The organism is Pseudomonas sp. TWI929 (genome assembly GCF_039673335.1).
Classification (GTDB): Bacteria; Pseudomonadota; Gammaproteobacteria; order Pseudomonadales; family Pseudomonadaceae; genus Aquipseudomonas.
This window is the reverse complement of the sequence record NZ_JBDJLK010000015.1, coordinates 59525-77678: the sequence shown is the minus strand read 5'-3', so window position 1 is coordinate 77678 and position 18154 is coordinate 59525. Positions and strand designations below refer to the sequence as shown.

Below are 18154 nucleotides of genomic sequence, written 5' to 3'. Positions count from 1 at the left end.
GATTTACCAGATTGCCAACCTCAGACAGGGAGCCGAGCCTTGAACACGCTAGCACAAGTACAGGCGTTGGAAGCGTCGGTTGCCGAGAAGGTGCTGGGCCAGGCAGCTACCATCCGCCACGTGTTGCTGGGGCTGCTCGCCAACGGCCACGTGCTGCTGGAGAGCCTGCCGGGGCTGGCCAAGACCCGTACGGTCAAGGCCCTGGCCACGCACCTGGAGGCGCAGATGCGGCGTATCCAGTTCACCCCCGACCTGCTGCCCTCGGATATCACCGGCGGTGAGATCCTGCAGCAGTCGGCCGAGGGCAACACCATCAGCTTTCAGCCCGGGCCGTTGTTCGGCAACGTGATCCTCGCCGACGAGATCAACCGCGCCCCGGCCAAGGTCCAGGCCGCCTTGCTGGAGGCCATGGAAGAACGGCAGATTACCGTGGCCGGGCAGAGCTACCCGATGCCCGGGCTGTTCATGGTGCTGGCGACACAGAACCCCATCGAACAGGAAGGGACCTACCCGCTGCCTGAGGCGCAGATGGACCGCTTCCTGATGAAGCTGCAACTCGACTACCCGTGCCCCGAAGACGAAGCCCAGGTGTTGCGCCTGGTGCGCGACGAAGACCAGGCCGACCAGGCGCCTGCTGCGCAACCGTTGCGCCTGGCCCAGCAAGTCATTTTCGACGCTCGCCGCGAGGTGGCGCGTGTGCACGTAGCCCCGGCCATCGACCGCTACCTGGTCGACCTGGTCAATGCCACACGCCATCCAGGCAACCACGATGCCGACCTGGCCCGCTGGATCAACATCGGTGCCAGCCCGCGGGGCGCCATTGGCCTTGACCGGGTCGCGCGTGCGCATGCCTGGCTCGCCGGCCAGGATTTTGTTTCGCCAGACAATGTACGTGCGGTGGTGCACCCGGTGCTGCGCCACCGCCTGCAACTGTCGTACGACGCGATCAGCGATGGCATGGCTGCCGACCAGGTCATCGACAGGCTGTTGGACAAGGTGGCCATTCCCGCCTGACGAGTATGCCCATGCAAGCGGACACCGTAGCCCCGGATGGCTTCGTCCACGTTTCGCTCGCCGAGCTGATGGCGCTGCAGGCGCGCGCCCGGGGCTTGAGCTTCGTCGCGCGCCAGCCGCTGTCGAGCATCCTCTCGGGCAACCATGCCTCGCGTTTGCGCGGGCGTGGCCTGAGCTTCGAAGAGCTGCGCCACTACCTGCCCGGTGATGACCTGCGCCACCTCGACTGGCGGGCCTCGCTGCGCTACGGCAAGGCATTCGTGCGCACCTTCAGTGAAGAGCGCGACCGGCCGACACTGGTGCTGGTGGACCAACGCATGAGCATGTACTTCGGCTCGCAACGCTACTTCAAGTCGGTGAGTGCCGCGCAACTGGCGGCGGTGTGCGCCTGGATGGCCTTGCACGCCAGTGACCGGGTTGGCGGCATGGTGTTTGGCGATCATCACGTGGACTTTGTGCGCCCGCTGCGCAGCCGGGCCCGGGTCGAGGCCCTGTGCAGTGCGGTGGTCAAGGCCAACCACCGGCTCACGGCCTATGCCAGTGATGACGAACACCAGGGGCAACTGGACAAGGTGTTGCGCAGCTGTATCGCCTGTGCCGGGCATGACCACTTGATCTGCATCATTAGCGATTTCGCCGGTATCGGCCCAGGCACCTTGCCATTGCTGCGCCAGTTGAGCCGGCATAACGATGTGATCGCCATCCAGGTGTATGACCCGATTGCCATGCAGTTACCGGAAAAGGGCCGGCTGAATGTGACCCAAGGCGCGCAGCAGGTGGAACTGGAAATTGGCCAGCGCCGGGTCAACCGGCCGTTGGGCGAGTTTCTGGCCGGGCGCCTGCGTGATGTTGCGCAATTGCTGCAACGCAGTCAGGTCCCTTTGCTGACGATCAGCTGTGGTGACGACAGCCTGGAGCAGCTACGCCGGGAGCTGGGCCGCCTGGCCCAGGCAGCACGATGACCGCTGCCGCAGTGCCATCAATCGACCAGCTGCGCGAGCTGGCCCCGGGTTCGCCGCCGTTCAGTTACTGGCCGCAGACCTGGGCGTGGCTGGTGCTCGCACTGCTGATCCTGGCCATCAGCCTGCTGTGGGGCGTATGGCGTTGGCGCCGCTGGCAAGCTGACCGCTACCGGCGTGAAGCGCTGGCGCGGCTCGACCAATTGGCCGCCGTCGAGGCTGGCCAGCGGCTGCAGGCCTTGCGCGAATTGCCCGAATTGCTCAAGCGGGTGGCCTTGTCGATGCCCGGTGCCGGGGCAGTCGCCAACCTGAGCGGCGATGCCTGGCAGGCGTTTCTCGACCGGCACGCCCAGGTACCACTGCCCCAGGGCTTTGCCCAGACCCTGCATTTGCTCGCCTACGCCCCAGAGGCATGGTTGCACACGCTGGATGAGCAGCAGGTGGCGGCGTTGTTCAGTACCAGCCGAAGCTGGATCGAGGGCCACCATGTGGCAGTTTGACTACCCGTGGGTGTTCCTGCTGCTGCCGGCCGGCTGGCTGGCCTATCGGCTGCTGACCCCGTACCGGGAAAGCCGCAGCGCACTGCGGGTGCCGTTTTTCACGGCCATGAGCCGTGCCGTTGGCCAGGAACCACTGCAGCCAGGCGCAGCGGCAGGGCGCTGGCAACTGCTGCTCAATGTGCTGTGCTGGTTGCTGGTGCTGGTTGCCTGCGCCAGGCCGGTTACCGTCGAACGGCCCATCGAGCGCGAACAGCCGATCCGCGACATGATGCTGGCCATCGATATCTCCCAGTCCATGGAGACCACCGACTACACCAACGCCAATGGCGAGCGCAGCGACCGCCTGAGTGTGGTGAAGGCGGTGGTGCGCGACTTCATTGCCCGGCGCAAGGATGACCGGATCGGCTTGATCGTATTCGGAACTGGCGCCTATCCGCAGGCGCCACTGACGCTGGACCACGCCAGCTTGCGCCTGTTGCTCGATGAGGTCGGCATTGGCATGGCCGGGCCGAACACGGCGTTGGGGGATGCCATCGGCCTGACCATCAAGGCCCTGGACAGCGCCAAGGAACAGGAGAAACTGCTGATACTGCTGACCGATGGCAACGACACCGGCAGTGCCATTACCCCGGAGCATGCCGCGCGCTTGGCACGTGACCATGGCATCGTGGTACATACCATCGCAATTGGTGACCCGCAGGCCAGCGGCGACGCCAAGGTCGATCTGGCCACCTTGCAGTCGATTGCCAAAACCACCGGCGGCCAGTTTTTCCGTGCCGAAGACCGCCAGGCCTTGCAGCAGGTGTACGCCACGCTGGACCGGTTGACCCCGCACAAGGTCAAGACCTACAGCCACCAGCCCAAGCGCGATCTGTTCGTCTGGCCGCTTGGGGCAGGGTTGTTGCTGCTGCTGTTTGCTCATTTGCTGGCGTTGCTGCGCTCACGCCTGGCGGGGCGACGCGGCTTGGCCGTGGAGCCGCAGCCATGAACCTGGACCTCAGCGCGCTGCATTTTCTGCGGCCCGGCTGGCTGCTGCTGATACTGCCTGGCCTGTTGTTGCCGCTGCTGTGGCTGCGCCGGCATGATTTGCGGCGCCAGCTCGACGGCATCATCGCCCCGCACCTGGTCGAGCACCTGCTGATCACGCCGCAGGAGCAGCGCCATGCAAGGCCGGTGCATTTGCTCGGCCTTAGCCTGGTGCTCGGCGCACTGGCGGCCGCAGGGCCGACCTGGGAGCAGGACCGCCCGGAATTCGTCGATGACCGTGCGCCGCTGATCGTCGCGCTCGACCTGTCGCCCTCGATGGACGCCGACGATGTGCCGCCCAGCCGCCTGGCCGCGGCCCGGCATACCTTGCATGACCTGGTCATGCGCCGAGCTGGCGCGCGTACCGCGCTGATCGCCTATGCCGGCAGTGCGCACCTGGTGCTGCCGGCCACCGACGATCCGCAGCTGCTCGATACCTTCATCCAGGCGCTGGGCAGTGATTTGATGAACAAACCGGGTAAGGACGCACTCGGTGCTATCGAGCTCGCACTCAAGCTGCTGGCCGCGGAAAACACCCCAGGCACGCTGGTGTTGCTAACCGACGGCGCCGACCCGGCCCAGTTCCCGGCCATTGACCAGCGATTGTCCGGCAGCCAGCTGCAAGTGTTGGTGCTGGCGGTGGGCAGCCAGCCCACCGGGCCATTGCGCGATGCGCAGGGCTTGCCACGGCTCGACCCCGAGGGGCGGCCGGTGCAGGGTGATTTCGATGTCGAGGGCCTCAAGGGCCTGGCCAAGGCCGCTAGTGCACCGCTGGGTAGCCTGTCGCTGGATGACGATGACCTGGACTGGATCGAGTTGCACGCGCAGCGGCACTTCAAGGCTGCCAGCGGCAGCGACGACCAGGTGCATTGGAAGGATGCCGGTTACTGGCTGTGTTGGCCGTTGTTGCTGTTGCTGCTGTTCAGCGTACGCCGGGGCTGGCGTGTGAGCTGGCTGCCGGGTGTGTGTTTGGCGCTGTTGCTGGCGGGTGCGGGTGAGCCGGCACGGGCGGGCAGCCTGGCCGATGCTTTTTTTACCGCCGACCAGCAAGGGCGCTGGGCCCTGGAGCACAGCCGCTTCGCGCAGGCGGCGGCGCGATTCCATGACCCTTACTGGAAAGGGGTGGCCGCTTACCAGGCTTCGGATTACCAGGCTGCCTTGACCAGCCTGGGCAAACTCGACAGCGCACCGGCCTGGTTCTACCAGGGCAACAGCTATGTGCGGCTGTTCAAGTTTACCCAGGCAATCGCTGCCTACCAGCAGGCGCTGCGCCTGCAGCCGGACTTTGCCGAGGCCAAGGCCAACCTGGCCCTGGCCGAAGCCTTGCGCAAGGATTATGAAGACCAGCAGGCGCAGGGCACCCCGGATGAAAAAGCCGACAAGGTGGTTGAAGACCAGACGCCATCTGCCGGCGGCAAGCAACAGCAGCAAGCCAGGCCGCTGGCTGCATCGGACCAGGTCTGGCTGAACAACCTCGGCACCTCGCCGGCGCAGTTTCTCAAACGCAAGTTCGCGCTGCAGGACGCCGCGCGCCAGCCGACCCCACAGGTGGCACCATGATGCGCTGGGCCCTGCTGTTGCTGCTGTGCCTGGCGCGGCCGGGGCTTGCCGCCGACCCCGAGGTGCGGGTACAGGCCCGCCTGGTACCAGACACCCCAGTCATGGTCGGGGCCACGCTCAGCCTGCAGGTGGACCTGCTGGTCGATACCTGGTTCACCGATGCCCCCGTGCTAGCCCCCCTGCAACTGCCGGGGGCGGTGGTCAGCCCGCCCAGTGGCGAGGCTCAGCACCTGAACCAGCAGCTGGATGGCAAGGCCTTCTTCGGCTTGCGCTACAGCTACCAGATCACGCCGACCACGGCGCAGCGTTTCAATATTCCCGCATTAACCTTCCAGCTGCAGCCTGGGCAGGCCAGCGGGCCGGTAACGGTGCAAAGCCCGCCCTTGTCCTTTGAAGCCAAGGCGGTGGCCGCAAGCGGTGACGAGCCCCGGCTGGTGGCCAACGATGTGCAGTTGAGCCAGCGTATCCAGTATTCGCATTCACCGCCGCGGGTCGGTGACAGCCTGACCCGGCACTTGCACATCAGCGCCCAGGGCGCGCAGGCCATGTTGATCCCACCGCCAACTTTTGCCCAGGTCGAGGGGCTCAAGGCTTATGTGCAGACGCCACAGGTGTCACCGCTAAGTGACGGCCGTGGTGGCACGCTGGGCGGGCAGCGCGATGACAGCGTCAACTACGTGATCAGTGCGCCTGGCAACTACCGTTTGCCGGCCATCGAGCTGCACTGGTGGGATGCCGCCACGGGCGCAGAGCACACCGTGTCGGTACCTGCCGTGGACCTGCAAGCCGCCGCTGCGCAGTACCAGGTGCCGTTTTCCCTCACTGAAGATCTGCGGGCCTTGGGGCAGGGCGCTCAGGTCAGGGTTGCCAGCCATTGGCTGGGCCTGCTGGTGCTGCTGCTGGTCGCTGGCCTGGCCTGGGCCACAAGGGCCTGGGCAGTGGCCGCCTGGCAGTGGCTGCAGCGCTGTCGTGCACGGCGCCGACAGGCCTGGCACGACTCGGCAGGGTATGCCTGGCGCCAGGCATGCCGGCAGTGCGACAGCCAGCCGGCGCGGCTGGACGCCATGTACCTCTGGCTTCGTCGTGCCACCGGGCGGCGCACACTGTCGTCAATTGAACATCCCCAGGCCAAGAATTTCGACACGGTTTTGCTAGCCTTCTTCGAAGCCTTCTATGGCACTGGGGCCGATGCTGGCGCAAGCCCTAAAGACCGTCGGCGCCAGTTGCAGCAGCTTCGGAATAACGTTGAAACAAGCGCTATCACCACCCGTGACAGGCAAGGGCTCAACGCGTTGAACCCGTGATAGCACCCCGTTACGCCTGTGCACGTTGCTCAAGGATGGAAGCCTATGCGTCATTTGCCGGCCAGAGTCGCTCACGTACGTGGCCTGTTGTACCTGTTGCTGGCCCTGCTGCCGCTGTTGGCGCAGGCGGCCGAACCCTTGCCGGCCTGGCGCGACGGGCCGACGCGCACGGCTATCGTCGCCTTCGTCGATGCCGTGAGCAAACCGGGCGGGCCGGATTACGTTGCGCCTGCCGAGCGCATTGCCGTGTTTGACAACGACGGCACCCTGTGGAGCGAGCAACCGATGTACTTCGAGGTTTTGTTCGCCATCGACGAGGTCAAGCGCCTGGCACCTGCTCACCCACAGTGGCGTGAACAGCAGCCGTTCAAGGCGGTGCTGGACAACGACCACCAGGCATTGGCTGCACAGGGCATGGACGGCATCCTCAAGATCGTTGCCGCCACCCATTCGGGCATCAGCAGCGACGACTTCATCGCCCGCAGCCGCAGCTGGCTGGGCAGCGCAAAACACCCGCGCAGTGGCAAGCCATACACCGAGATGGTGTTCCAGCCGATGCTGGAGCTGCTCGACTACCTGCGTGCCAACGGCTTCAAGACTTATATCGTTTCGGGCGGCGAGGTGGCCTTCATGCGTGCCTTTGCCGAAGAGGTCTATGGCATCCCGCCCGAACAGGTGATCGGCACCACCCTGGCGGCCAGCTTCCAGGACCAGCAAGGCAAGCTGAGCATCCAGCGCCTGCCCAAGGTGCTGCACAACGACGACGGCCCCGGCAAACCGGTCAGCATCGACGCAATCATTGGCAGGCGGCCGATTTTCGCCTTTGGCAATTCTGACGGCGACCTGCAGATGTTGCAGTGGACCATGGCCGGACAGGGCCGGCGCCTTGCCGGGCTGGTGCACCATACCGATGCCCAGCGGGAGTGGGCCTATGACCGCAAGAGCAACGTCGGGCGCCTGGACAAGGCGCTTGACCAGGCACAGGCGAAGGGCTGGACGGTAGTAGACATGGCGCGCGACTGGCGCCGCGTATACCCCTTCGACACACCATGAACATTGATAACCCAACCGCAGGAGCACTTGGCCCAGTTGGTGGTCGGTACACCTAGTGCGCGAAGTCGTGGACTACAGCAGTACGTGAAACGGAGAGCGTAGCTATGAAGTCCAGTAGAGCATGGTTGTCGGCGGCTGCCCTCGCAGCCACGGCAACGTTCGGCGCGGGCCTGGCCAGCGCGGCAGACAAACCCAACATTCTGGTGATCTTTGGCGATGATATCGGGCAGACCAACATCAGTGCCTATGGCAAAGGTGTGGTGGGCTACCAGACCCCCAACATCGACCGCATCGCCAAGGAAGGCATGATGTTCACCGACTACTATGCCGAGAACAGCTGTACGGCAGGGCGCTCCACGTTCATTACCGGGCAGGCGACCCTGCGTACCGGTCTTTCCAAAGTGGGCATGCCGGGCGTGCCGGTGGGCTTGCAAGCGCGCGACGTCACCATCGCCCAGGCGCTCAAGGCCCATGGCTATGCCACTGGGCAGTTCGGCAAGAACCACCTGGGCGACCGTGACGAGTATCTGCCCACCAACCACGGTTTCGACGAGTTCTTTGGCAACCTCTATCACCTCAATGCCGAAGAGGAACCAGAGCGCCCGCGCTGGCCCAAGGATGACACCGAGTTCACCAAGGCCACTTCGCCGCGCGGGGTAATCAAGTCCAGTGCCGACGGCAAGGTCGAGGACACCGGTGCGCTTACCAAGAAACGCATGGAAACCATCGACGACGAGACCACCCAGGCGGCAATCAACTTCATCGAGAAGCAGGCCAAGGCCGACAAACCGTTCTTCGTCTGGATGAACACCACGCGCATGCACGCCTTTACCCATGTACGTGAGTCCATGCGCGGGCAGGCCGGCATGATCGACAATGAGTATGCCGATGGCATGCTCGAGCACGACGGCGATGTCGGCAAGTTGCTCAAGACCCTCGATGACCTGAAGATCGCCGATAACACCATCGTCGTCTATACCACCGACAACGGGCCGAACCAGTGGTCCTGGCCGGATGCCGCGACTACACCGTTCCGCAACGAGAAGAACTCCAACTGGGAAGGTGCCTACCGGGTGCCGGCGATAGTCCGCTGGCCCGGCAAGATCAAGGCCGACACGGTCAGCACGCAGATGTTCTCGGGGCTGGACTGGTTCCCTACGTTGCTTGCGGTAGCCGGGGACACGGACATCAAGGAACGGCTGCTCAAGGGCGCTGACGTGGGTGGCAAGAACTTCAAGGTGCACCTCGACGGCTTCAATCAGCTGGACTACCTGACCGGCAAGGCCGACAAGGGCCCACGTGACGAGTTCTACTACTTCAACGACGATGCCGAGCTGGTCGGCATGCGCTTCAAGGATCTCAAGGTGGTTTACTGCGAACAGCGCGCACCCGGTGGTCTGCAGGTATGGAGCGAGCCGTTTACCTGCCTGCGAGTGCCGAAGCTGTTCGACCTGCGCCAGGACCCTTACGAGCGCGCCGATATCGTTTCCGACCAATACTACGACTGGCTGACCAAAAACGACTACCTGGTGTTCCAGGCCACACAGAAAGCGGCCAAGTTCCTCCAAACCTTCGTCGAGTACCCACCTAGCCAGCGGCCTGCGAGCTTCAGCATCGATCAGGTACGCAAGGACGTTGACAAGAAGATCGAGGAGAAAATGAACAAGCAATAAGCCCATGCAGGAGCGGCGGTGCGGCGCCGCTCCTGCAACGCTTGTACCGATACCCCCTCAATTGACAAGGCGTTTGCCCATGGCCTCAGCCGCAACACCGTCTGCTGTCACCTCAAGTACCTCTACCAAGGCACGCATGCTGATGGCGTTACCTGCCGCCTTGCTGTTCCTTTCCGGTACCGCAGGCCTGGTTTACCAGGTGCTGTGGATCAAGCAACTGTCGCTGGTGGTGGGTGTGGAAGTGCATGCCGTGGCCACCGGCATCAGTGCCTTTTTTGCTGGCCTGGCCCTGGGCGGCCTGTTGTTCGGCCGCTGGGCTGACCGGCTGCGCCGGCCAGTACGTTTGTACATGATGCTGGAGCTGGCCGTGGCCGTGCTGGGCATTGCTGCAACCCTGGGGCTGGCGCATGCGGCGGGGCCGTTCGCACGCCTTGAAGCCAGCGCAGGCCTGTTGGCCTGGTGCTTGCCGTTTGCCCTGGTCGGTATTCCCGCGTTGCTCATGGGTGGCACCTTGCCGGTGCTGGTGCGCGCACTGCAACCGGCGACCGGGCAACTGGCAGAAGCGGGTGGGCGCCTGTACGCCGCGAACACGGCCGGCGCCATCGCTGGCACTTTGCTGGCAGCGTTCGTCCTGTTACCGCAACTGGGCGTCACTGGCAGTGCCTGTGCGGCTGCAACACTGAACCTGCTGGCGGCCCTGGGCGCCTGGTCGGCCTGCCGGCGCGAAGCTGCATTGCCGCCGATGGCCGGCGTATCCGGCGTGCCCCGCAGTACGCAGGCGCGGCTGGCCATCGGCCTGTATTGCCTGGCCGGGGGCGTGGCGCTGGGCTACGAAGTGGTCTGGAGCCAGTCGATCGTGCCGTTCATGAGTACCCGCGCCTTTGCCTTCGCCGTGGTGCTGGCCACTTATTTGACTGGCCTGCTGGCCGGTAGCGCGCTGTATGCCCGGCGTGCCGACCGCATTCGCGACCCCTGGGGCCTGTTCGGCTTGCTGATTGCCGTCGCCGGGTTGCTGGCTGTACTGCAGATTGCCGGGCTTGGGCGTTGGCTGGTGGTCGTGCAGACTCAGGCAGAAGCCTTCGTTCTGCAACTGTCCGGCAGCGAGCTGGCGGGTATGTGTGCACGTTTTGCCATCGCGGCAGTGGCCATGGTGTTGCTACCTACAACGCTGCTGGGCGCGGCATTCCCGCTGGCCTTGCGCCTTGCAGTGGACAGCGGCCATGTTGGTCGCGATGTCGGCGCTGTGGTGGCGCTGAACACCTTGGGCGGCATTGTCGGGGTGCTGCTGACGGGTTTTGTGCTGGTGCCGCAGCTTGGCCTGGTACGTGCGTTGGGAACGCTGGCCAGTGTGGCGGCGTTGATTGGCCTGGTGGCGGCCTGGCGCGGCGTGGGCGTGAGCCGCCCGCTGGCGGCTACGGTGGCAGGGGTGGCGCTGGTCACCCTGCTCGCGGCAGCCTTCACGCCACCCCAGCGCCTGGCCGAGTTGCTGCCGGGGGCACGTAACGGGCAGTTGGTGTATTACCACGAAGGCAAGGGCGGCACGGTGGCGGTGGTCACCCAGGGGCGCCAGGGCCAGACATTCAGCCGCCTGTATATCCAGGGCGTGTCCAACACCGGCGATGCCATGCCGTCATTGCGTTACATGCGCCTGCAGGCGCTGCTGCCGCTACTGATCCACAAAGGTGAGCCGCGTTCTGCACTGGTGATCGGTTTTGGTACCGGCATCACCGCCGGGGCCATGTTGCGCTACCCAGGCCTGGAGCGGCCAGTGGTGGCCGAACTGCTGCCGGAGGTGCTGCAAGCTGCGCCCTTGTTCAAGGGCAATTTTGCCGCTGTTGTCGACCCACGGCTGGACATTCGCCTGCGTGACGGCCGCCGTGAGCTGCTGCGCAGCGAACAGCGCTATGACCTGGTAACGCTGGAGCCTCCGCCACCCTCGGCGGCCGGCGTGGTCAACCTGTATTCCAGCAACTTCTACCAACTGGCGGCTTCTCGCCTGCAGCCCAACGGGTTGGTTGCCCAATGGCTGCCCTTACCAACCCAGAATGACGAAGACAGCCGGGCACTGGTGCGCAGTTTCATCGACGTGTTCCCCCACGCCTCGCTGTGGACCACCGAGTTTCACGAGATGCTGCTGATTGGCTCGCTGCAGCCGCTGCAGTTGAACGTGCCGCGTATCCGTGAACGGCTGGCGCAACCGGCAGTGGCTGCGGCCCTTGCCGAGGTCGGGATCGACTCGCCGCAAGCCTTGCTGGCCACCTGGGTTACCGACCGCAGCGGGCTTGAGCGCTACGCGGCAGACGCCCTGGCGGTTACCGATGACCAACCGCGCATCGAGTACGCCAACTGGGTGCGGCCACGGGAAATCACCCGGGTCCTGCCAGCGTTGCTGGCGTTGCGTACACCTGTACCGCTGGAGGGGGCGGAGCCGGCCTTTGCCAGTGCGGTCAACGACCAGTGGCAGACCTTGCAGCGGTTCTACAGCCTCAGCCTGCACGCTTACAACGGCAATCGTCAGGCCTGGGCCCGGGAGGCCCGCGAGCTGGCGCGCAGTGACGGCAATAACCCGTATTTCCGCTGGTTCCTCGGCCCTGGGCAGTAAACCCGTGCTATCACTACCTGCATGACGTTTGTCACACGGCCCGGGAATTTCATGATGAAGCGCGTTTACTGCCTGATCCTGCTGCTGTTGATCGTGAGCCCGGTGTTCGGGCAGGGCATCCAGATCGTCGGCAGTGCCACCGATGGCGTGCCCGGTGAGCCTGCCGAACTGACCATTGCCAACCGTAGCATCATCACCTTTCGTGCCACCTTGCTGGGCGAAACACCTGCGGCGCGGGCGCAGCGGGCCACGGCGGTGATCGACGAAGCCTTGCGCGGTACTGACGAGCTCAAGGTCAGTGTCGACACCATTCTCAACAGCCACCTGGTGCTGCTTGGCGGGCGGCGTGCCTTCATCGTTGCGCCGCAGGACCTGGGCCTGGACGGCGGCGATACCCGCGAAGCGGCTGAGCAGGCAGCCACACTGCTGCGCCAGGTGGTCGATGAAACCGGCCAGGCGCGCAGCTTGCGGTTCTTGTCAAAGGCCGTCGGCTACTCGGTACTGGCCACGCTGATCTACCTGGCCCTGCTCAAAGGCACCAACCTGTCGCGGCGCAAGCTGCAAGGCCTGTTGCCGCAACTGATGCGCGAGCGCGCCCGGCAGATACGGCTGGGGCAGATGCCGCTGTTCGACATGCAGTTGGTCTACACCTTGATCGAACGCCTGCTGCGTCTGCTGCACTGGAGTGTGGTGCTGTTGCTGAGTTACCAGTGGCTGAGTTTCGTGCTGTCGCAATTCCCCTACACCCGCCCCTGGGGGGAAAGCCTCAACCTGTACCTGATCGACTTGTTGCGCTATCTGCTGCAGGGCATCCTGCATGCGATACCCGGCATTGCCGTGGCCATCATGATTTTCTTCATTGCCCGGGGTATCAGTGGCTTCAGCCGCCGCCTGCTGGAGCGTATGGCCCGGCCAGGCAACATCAAGTGGCTGACCGAAGAAACCCTGCAACCCACCACACGGCTGACCTCGCTGGCCATCTGGTTGTTTGCCCTGGTAATGGCCTACCCGTACCTCCCGGGCTCGGGTACCGATGCCTTCAAGGGCTTGTCGGTGCTGCTCGGCCTGATGATCTCGCTGGGCGCCTCCAGCGTGGTGGGGCAAGCGGCTGCGGGGCTGATCCTGACCTACTCACGTACCCTGAAGGCCGGCGAGTATGTGCGGGTTGGCGAGAACGAGGGCACGGTGACCGAGGTCGGCGTGTTCAACACCACGATTCGCACCGGCCTGGGCGAGGTGTTGACCTTGCCCAACTCGATGATCACCGGCTCGGTGACACGCAATTATTCACGGGTGGTGCAGGGCCGCGGCTACATTGTCGACACCGTGGTGACCATCGGTTATGACACGCCCTGGCGCCAGGTGGAGGCAATGCTGGTGGAGGCTGCCACGCGCACCGACGGCATACTGCAAAAGCCCAGGCCGCAAGTGTTCCAGACCGGCCTGTCAGACTTCTACCCGGAATACCGCCTGGTGGCGCAAGCGGTGCCGAGCGAGCCCCGGCCGCGGGCAGAGCTGCTGAGCCTGTTGCACGCCAACATACAGGATGTGTTCAACGAGTACGGCGTGCAGATCATGTCGCCGCACTACCTGGGCGACCCCGCCCAGGAAAAGTGGGTGCCGCGCGAGCAGTGGTTTACCGCACCTGCTCGGGCTCCAGGTGTTGGTCAAGAGGGTGAGTAGTGCCCAGCCTGGTGCCGCGCTGCTCGCCGATCAACAACTTACACCAGACTGGCCCTTGGAATTTTACTAAGCCCCCCCCAAAAAAAAACCGTATCCAGCGGTGGACTGCAGTACATAACAACGATCAGAAGAAACTCCTACTACGGGGCTCACTCAAACGTCATGATCATCGCTGTGATCAGCGGACAGTCTATCGAACTCAATATTTATAGAACCACAAAAGATTTCTTTAGATCGACGATTTCGCTAAAACCTGCGATGAAAGGAAAATGCTGAGCCGAACTCCGTGTTATATCCTGAGCGTGGCCGTTCTTGTGGGCATCAAACCAAACCTTATTTTCACAATAGCCAAGAGGTTTATCGATTGATAGCGATATGCCTTGCATATTTTGATCGGTCTGCTTCGCTAGTTACTAGTCACATCAGTGTCTACTGAATCCACCGCATGGACCTACCGCATGGGGGACAGGGCGAGATGCCCTTCGTGCCATGCAAGCCCCCTGAGGCACCGGGCCGTGAGCCAAACAGTAGAACAGTGCCCTGTGCAATTCACACAAGGGCAGGGAGTCTCGTATGCGTCAGATATACCAGTCCCGGCTATGCTATGCTGCGATTATTTCTATGCTGTTGTCACTTTCAGGTTGCTCTACATGGTCTTCGCGCGACTTGCTGAGTGGGCGGCAGGTGCGTGTCAAGACAATTCCGCCGAGTTGTTTTAAGCTGCAGCCTACTCCCGCAGTTCAAGGTAGCGCTGTTGTAGTTTTGAAAGCGGCGTTCAAGCGTGTTCGCACCGGCACACCGATGGTTTTTTCCGAGTTGGAGCCTCGCGTCCAGATGGCAATGAAAGACAAAGTCGGTGCACCCATTTTGCATGTCGAACTGGAGTCATTGGTAAAACCCGATACGCCAGGAGTGGACGCCCCCTCAGCGAACAACCAGTTGCAGGAAGCGAAGCTGGAACTGGCACGGAAAGAGAAGGTCAAGGTGGCAGCACGAGATAACTCGGCCATCAGGATTGATACTGTCGAGCAAGAGTTGGCAAAACGTATTCCGTGGCTCATCGATGGGTCACAAGTCTATGTAGTCCAGCAAAGCAGAATGCCGGGCGCGGACCAGGCCGCAAGGGCCGGGCTCGACGTGATCAAACTCATGGTCGACAAGAAAGCGAGATTGTTGGCAGTCAATACCAGTGAGCGCATCACCACGTTCGGTCCGGCCGATCAATCGAGGATACGTCCTTCGATGCAGCAATTTGCCAGCTTCGAACCCTTTCGTCTGGTCACTTTGCTGACTGCCAGGCAGATCATGGAGGAATTGAAGGCTTCCGAGCCAAAAGAGACGCCCAAGCTGATCGCTCTCGTGGCGACCTTCAATGCGTCGGTGTTTCTCGCGACGTACTTCGACGAATACTTTCGTGCCGGACAATTCGTACAAGTCAGCGTCAATCAGCAGACGCTGGAGGATGACGTCATTCAACAGTTCGAGAGCAAGTTGAAGACCCCCCTGACAGATGGCGAAAAGAACCAGCTTCGTCAGGCCGTGGACAACGTTTGCAAGAATTCACCAGACCATTGCACGGCCCTGCCGGCACTGGGCAGCCAAGGCTTCACTACGCTGTTCGGACAAAGTATCCAGTTTGGAGGTATTTCCGTCGCATTCGATGGTGCATCGCCAAAGGCACCCTGGAAACCTACGATCAGCACGCCCTCAGTAGGCGTGCTCGGACCGCAGTTGATGCAAGTGTTGGTCGAGGCAATGTTTGACGCTAACGGTCAGCACCCACCGGGATTGAAGACTTCGACGGCCTGCGCCAAAAACCTGTTCCAGGTCGATGATTACAATGAACCGCAATGCGTTGAACCGAGCCGGGCTGACGCCAAGTGGGAGAGAACCAATCGGCTGGGAAATGCAACACAGGCGCTGGTCACTGCGGGTGTAGGCACGCTGATCCGTGGCGCCAACATTGGCGCTTTGAACAATGAGGCGGTCGCCAATACGGTTGAAACCTTTGCTGGTGTCACGATGCGCAAGGCGGCTCAACAGGTGATGTGGTTCTGCAATGCGCCAACTTCTGTGAGTGTGGAGGCGCCGTGAAGCATCGAATCGTCGCAAACCGTTGTTCAGTGCTGACCATTCACGTTGAGCAGCATCTTCATACGTTAGGCACGCGATCACTGTGGGACCGCCGCACTGCCGCTTCGACAAGGGTCCACACAAGATTTTTCGTATAGAGCCTGATCTCGGGGAGACGCGTATGGCCCGCTACTGGATATTGACGTTACTGCTTCTGGTCTCCGATTGCCGCGCTGCGTTCGCAGCCGCTGAGCCATCGGAACCTGCATCAATACCGACCTTCCAGTTCCTGGGGATTGGCGGCTATCTGGTACGCTGGCGTGGAGAGGCTCTACTGATAGCGCCGCTGTTCAGTCATCCCTCGCCATTTTCGCTTTCAATGAAGCCGGATGAGATAAAACTCTCACAAAAGATGCCGCCGGCCGACGATGTCACCATGCTCCTGATCGGCCATGCCCATTACGATCATTTGCTTGATGTGCCCTGGATCATGCAGCACCGTGCGCCAAACGCCATTGCATATGGCTCGGTCACGGTTGGGCGTATCCTGCGCGCGGTCATCGCACCAGAACGTGTGGTCGATGCCCAGAGCAAGATGGCGAGGGTACAGAACGGCAAACCGGCGGAGAAGGGAACCTGGATCTACTCCACCCAGCGGCATTTTCGTGCGATGCCGATTCAGAGCATGCACGCGCCACATTTTGCCGGTTACACCTTGGCCAGTGGCAGTTATGACAAGGATGCCGACCTGACCGAGCTGCCCTCGACGGCACTGGGCTGGAAGCAAGGCCAGGTGCTTGCGTGGATGATCGACCTGCTCAATGATGCAGGCGAGCCGGTTCTGCGGCTTCACTATCTGGACTCGGCAAGCAGTCCACCCTTCGGGTTGCCAGTGCTCCAGGGCGACGGCAAACCTGTCGATGTACAGATACTGGCGGTGAGTTCCTGGCAGAACGTCGACGATTATCCGAGTGCGCTGCTCGCCAGCACCAAGCCGCGTCTGGTCGTGCTTGGCCATTGGGAGAACTTTCTGGTCGATGATGCCAAGGGGGCTGAAGACCTGCCTTTGCAGCAGATTGGCGACCTGATCAAGGCCACCTGCCAAAGCGCGCCGGGCGCGAAGGTAATCAAGCCTCAACCGCTTGACTTGATAACGCTGCCCTCGCTTAAAGATGCAACCGTGAATGCAGATCAAGAAGGAACTGATTCAATGCCCAACCTGTGCGGGCCGTAATTGTTTCCCGAAAAATGTCACGGCCACTGGGGCCCTTCCCGTTGGCTGACGGATCTGAGCCACTACATCACGTGTTTTAGCTCGGATCGCAAAGGCTTTGGATATGCCCTACATGGGGTGACCAGTACTCTTTCATCTGAAGGGCAGGTATGGGTCGAAAGCGGCGAGTGACTGCTTTCGACCCATAGCGGACTGTCGTAAGCGAGCGTTCGCGGTTCATCTCTGCCTCTGGAAAGCCCTGCATCTCGCTGAGCTTCCTGACTAGGCATATAGGGCGCGTCTCAGAGTCTCAGAATTTGTCGCGTCTGCGTGACTCCATTCATCACCGCTTGGAGCCCCTGCCGAATCCCCGCCCATCGTAGTGCTCAAAGTTTCCGCAGGGCGCGCGTTAAACGTCGAAAACAGTCTTGGGGGAAGTCGACACTAGGTAAGAAGAATGATTTTTCCGATGTGTTGCCCATCTTCCATGAATTTGTGTGCTGCACGTGCTTCAGTCAAACTAAACGCTTTGCAAAGCCGGGGCTTAATTTGACCATTAATGATATACGGCCAAACTTGGCTTTCAAGTTCGTCGATAATTAATTTTTTCTCATCATGAGTGCGCGATCGCAAGGTAGAACCAATGTGAGTAAGGCGTTTCACAAGAAGCTGGAAGTAATTTACAGTCGCCGAAGGACCTTTCATTAGTCCGATCTGGACGATGCGGCCATTCATCGCTGCTACTTGGAAATTCCGATCAACATAGTCACCCCCGATGATATCTACAACAATGTCGACGCCCCGGCCTTCGGTTTCCAGCAAGACCTCCTTTACAAAATCCTGCTCTGTATAATTTATAGGGTGATGGGAGCCAAGTTCACGGCTGATAGCTTGTTGCTCCTGGTTCTTAACCGTGGTGAAGATTTTCGAGGCTCCGAATGCTTTAGCAAGCATGGTCGCAGTTGTACCAATTCCAGAGGCACCACCGTGGATCAGCACCGAATCACCTGCTTTCAATTGCCCCCGCTGAAACAGATTGGTCCAGACAGTCATGAAAGTTTCCGGCAGCGCCGCCGCCTCTTCCAAACTCAAACCTGCAGGCAGATGCAGTGTTGTACGCTCATCAGCGGCAGCGTATTGGGCATAGCCTCCGCCAGGTACCAGGGCCATGACTTTGTCGCCAATGACGAAATTAGTTACCTTGGAACCCATGGCTACTACTTCGCCCGAAACCTCTAGCCCGGGAATGTCGGAGGCGCCAGGCGGTGGATCATATAACCCTTTTCGCTGAAGTACGTCAGGCCCATTAACGCCTGCAGCATGCACCTTGATCAGTATCTCCTGATCCTTCGGGCAAGGAATCGGCCGCGTGGTAGGTACCAGCATATCTGGTCCTCCAGGCTGGCTGATTTCGATAGCAATCATATGAGATGGAAGTTTGGTAGGGTTCATACTCTGAATCTCAGCATAAAATAATGCGGCATGGAAATTCCG

At 61.8% G+C, this 18154-nt stretch carries 13 protein-coding genes; 12 read left to right on the top strand and 1 reads right to left on the bottom strand.

Annotation, left to right across the window (positions count from 1 at the left end; all coding sequences use genetic code 11):
• The first annotated feature begins 39 nt into the window (after nucleotides 1-39).
• From ABE456_RS09445 to ABE456_RS09390, 12 genes are all read left to right on the top strand, one after another.
• A complete protein-coding gene (locus ABE456_RS09445; protein ID WP_346643661.1) occupies nucleotides 40-1014 on the top strand; it encodes a MoxR family ATPase in 975 nt (324 codons plus the stop codon).
• A gap of 11 nt (nucleotides 1015-1025) precedes the next feature.
• A complete protein-coding gene (locus ABE456_RS09440) occupies nucleotides 1026-1976 on the top strand; it encodes a DUF58 domain-containing protein (RefSeq protein WP_346643660.1) in 951 nt (316 codons plus the stop codon).
• On the top strand, nucleotides 1973-2473 hold the full coding sequence (locus ABE456_RS09435; protein ID WP_346643659.1) for a DUF4381 domain-containing protein: 501 nt from the start codon (nucleotides 1973-1975) through the stop codon (nucleotides 2471-2473). Before ABE456_RS09440 ends, ABE456_RS09435 begins: the two co-directional genes overlap by 4 nt.
• Nucleotides 2460-3461, top strand: a complete 1002-nt coding sequence (locus ABE456_RS09430) for a VWA domain-containing protein (RefSeq protein ID WP_346643658.1) — start codon at nucleotides 2460-2462, stop codon at nucleotides 3459-3461. The genes ABE456_RS09435 and ABE456_RS09430 overlap by 14 nt, the downstream gene beginning before the upstream one ends.
• On the top strand, nucleotides 3458-5059 hold the full coding sequence (locus tag ABE456_RS09425) for a VWA domain-containing protein (protein ID WP_346643657.1): 1602 nt from the start codon (nucleotides 3458-3460) through the stop codon (nucleotides 5057-5059). Before ABE456_RS09430 ends, ABE456_RS09425 begins: the two co-directional genes overlap by 4 nt.
• A complete protein-coding gene (locus tag ABE456_RS09420; protein WP_346643656.1) occupies nucleotides 5056-6363 on the top strand; it encodes a hypothetical protein in 1308 nt (435 codons plus the stop codon). The genes ABE456_RS09425 and ABE456_RS09420 overlap by 4 nt, the downstream gene beginning before the upstream one ends.
• A 45-nt stretch (nucleotides 6364-6408) precedes the next feature.
• Nucleotides 6409-7416 (top strand): HAD family hydrolase, encoded by a 1008-nt coding sequence (locus tag ABE456_RS09415; RefSeq protein ID WP_346643655.1) that lies wholly within the window; start codon nucleotides 6409-6411, stop codon nucleotides 7414-7416.
• A 104-nt stretch (nucleotides 7417-7520) separates the two neighbouring features.
• Complete coding sequence (locus tag ABE456_RS09410) at nucleotides 7521-9089, top strand: arylsulfatase (RefSeq protein WP_346643654.1); 1569 nt, start codon at nucleotides 7521-7523, stop codon at nucleotides 9087-9089.
• A gap of 142 nt (nucleotides 9090-9231) precedes the next feature.
• Nucleotides 9232-11691, top strand: coding sequence for a fused MFS/spermidine synthase (locus ABE456_RS09405; RefSeq protein WP_346643676.1), 2460 nt, complete (start codon nucleotides 9232-9234; stop codon nucleotides 11689-11691).
• Nucleotides 11692-11745: 54 nt separating this feature from the next.
• A complete protein-coding gene (locus ABE456_RS09400) occupies nucleotides 11746-13374 on the top strand; it encodes a mechanosensitive ion channel domain-containing protein (RefSeq protein WP_346643675.1) in 1629 nt (542 codons plus the stop codon).
• Between the two features lie 573 nt (nucleotides 13375-13947).
• Nucleotides 13948-15468, top strand: coding sequence for a hypothetical protein (locus ABE456_RS09395; protein WP_346643653.1), 1521 nt, complete (start codon nucleotides 13948-13950; stop codon nucleotides 15466-15468).
• A gap of 160 nt (nucleotides 15469-15628) precedes the next feature.
• Nucleotides 15629-16681: a hypothetical protein gene (locus ABE456_RS09390; protein ID WP_346643652.1), complete on the top strand. Its 1053-nt coding sequence runs from the start codon at nucleotides 15629-15631 to the stop codon at nucleotides 16679-16681.
• 423 nt (nucleotides 16682-17104) lie between these two features.
• Here ABE456_RS09390 and ABE456_RS09385 read toward each other — a convergent pair whose 3' ends face one another.
• Nucleotides 17105-18112, bottom strand: coding sequence for an NAD(P)H-quinone oxidoreductase (locus tag ABE456_RS09385; protein ID WP_346643651.1), 1008 nt, complete (start codon nucleotides 18110-18112; stop codon nucleotides 17105-17107).
• Nucleotides 18113-18154 lie beyond the last annotated feature (42 nt).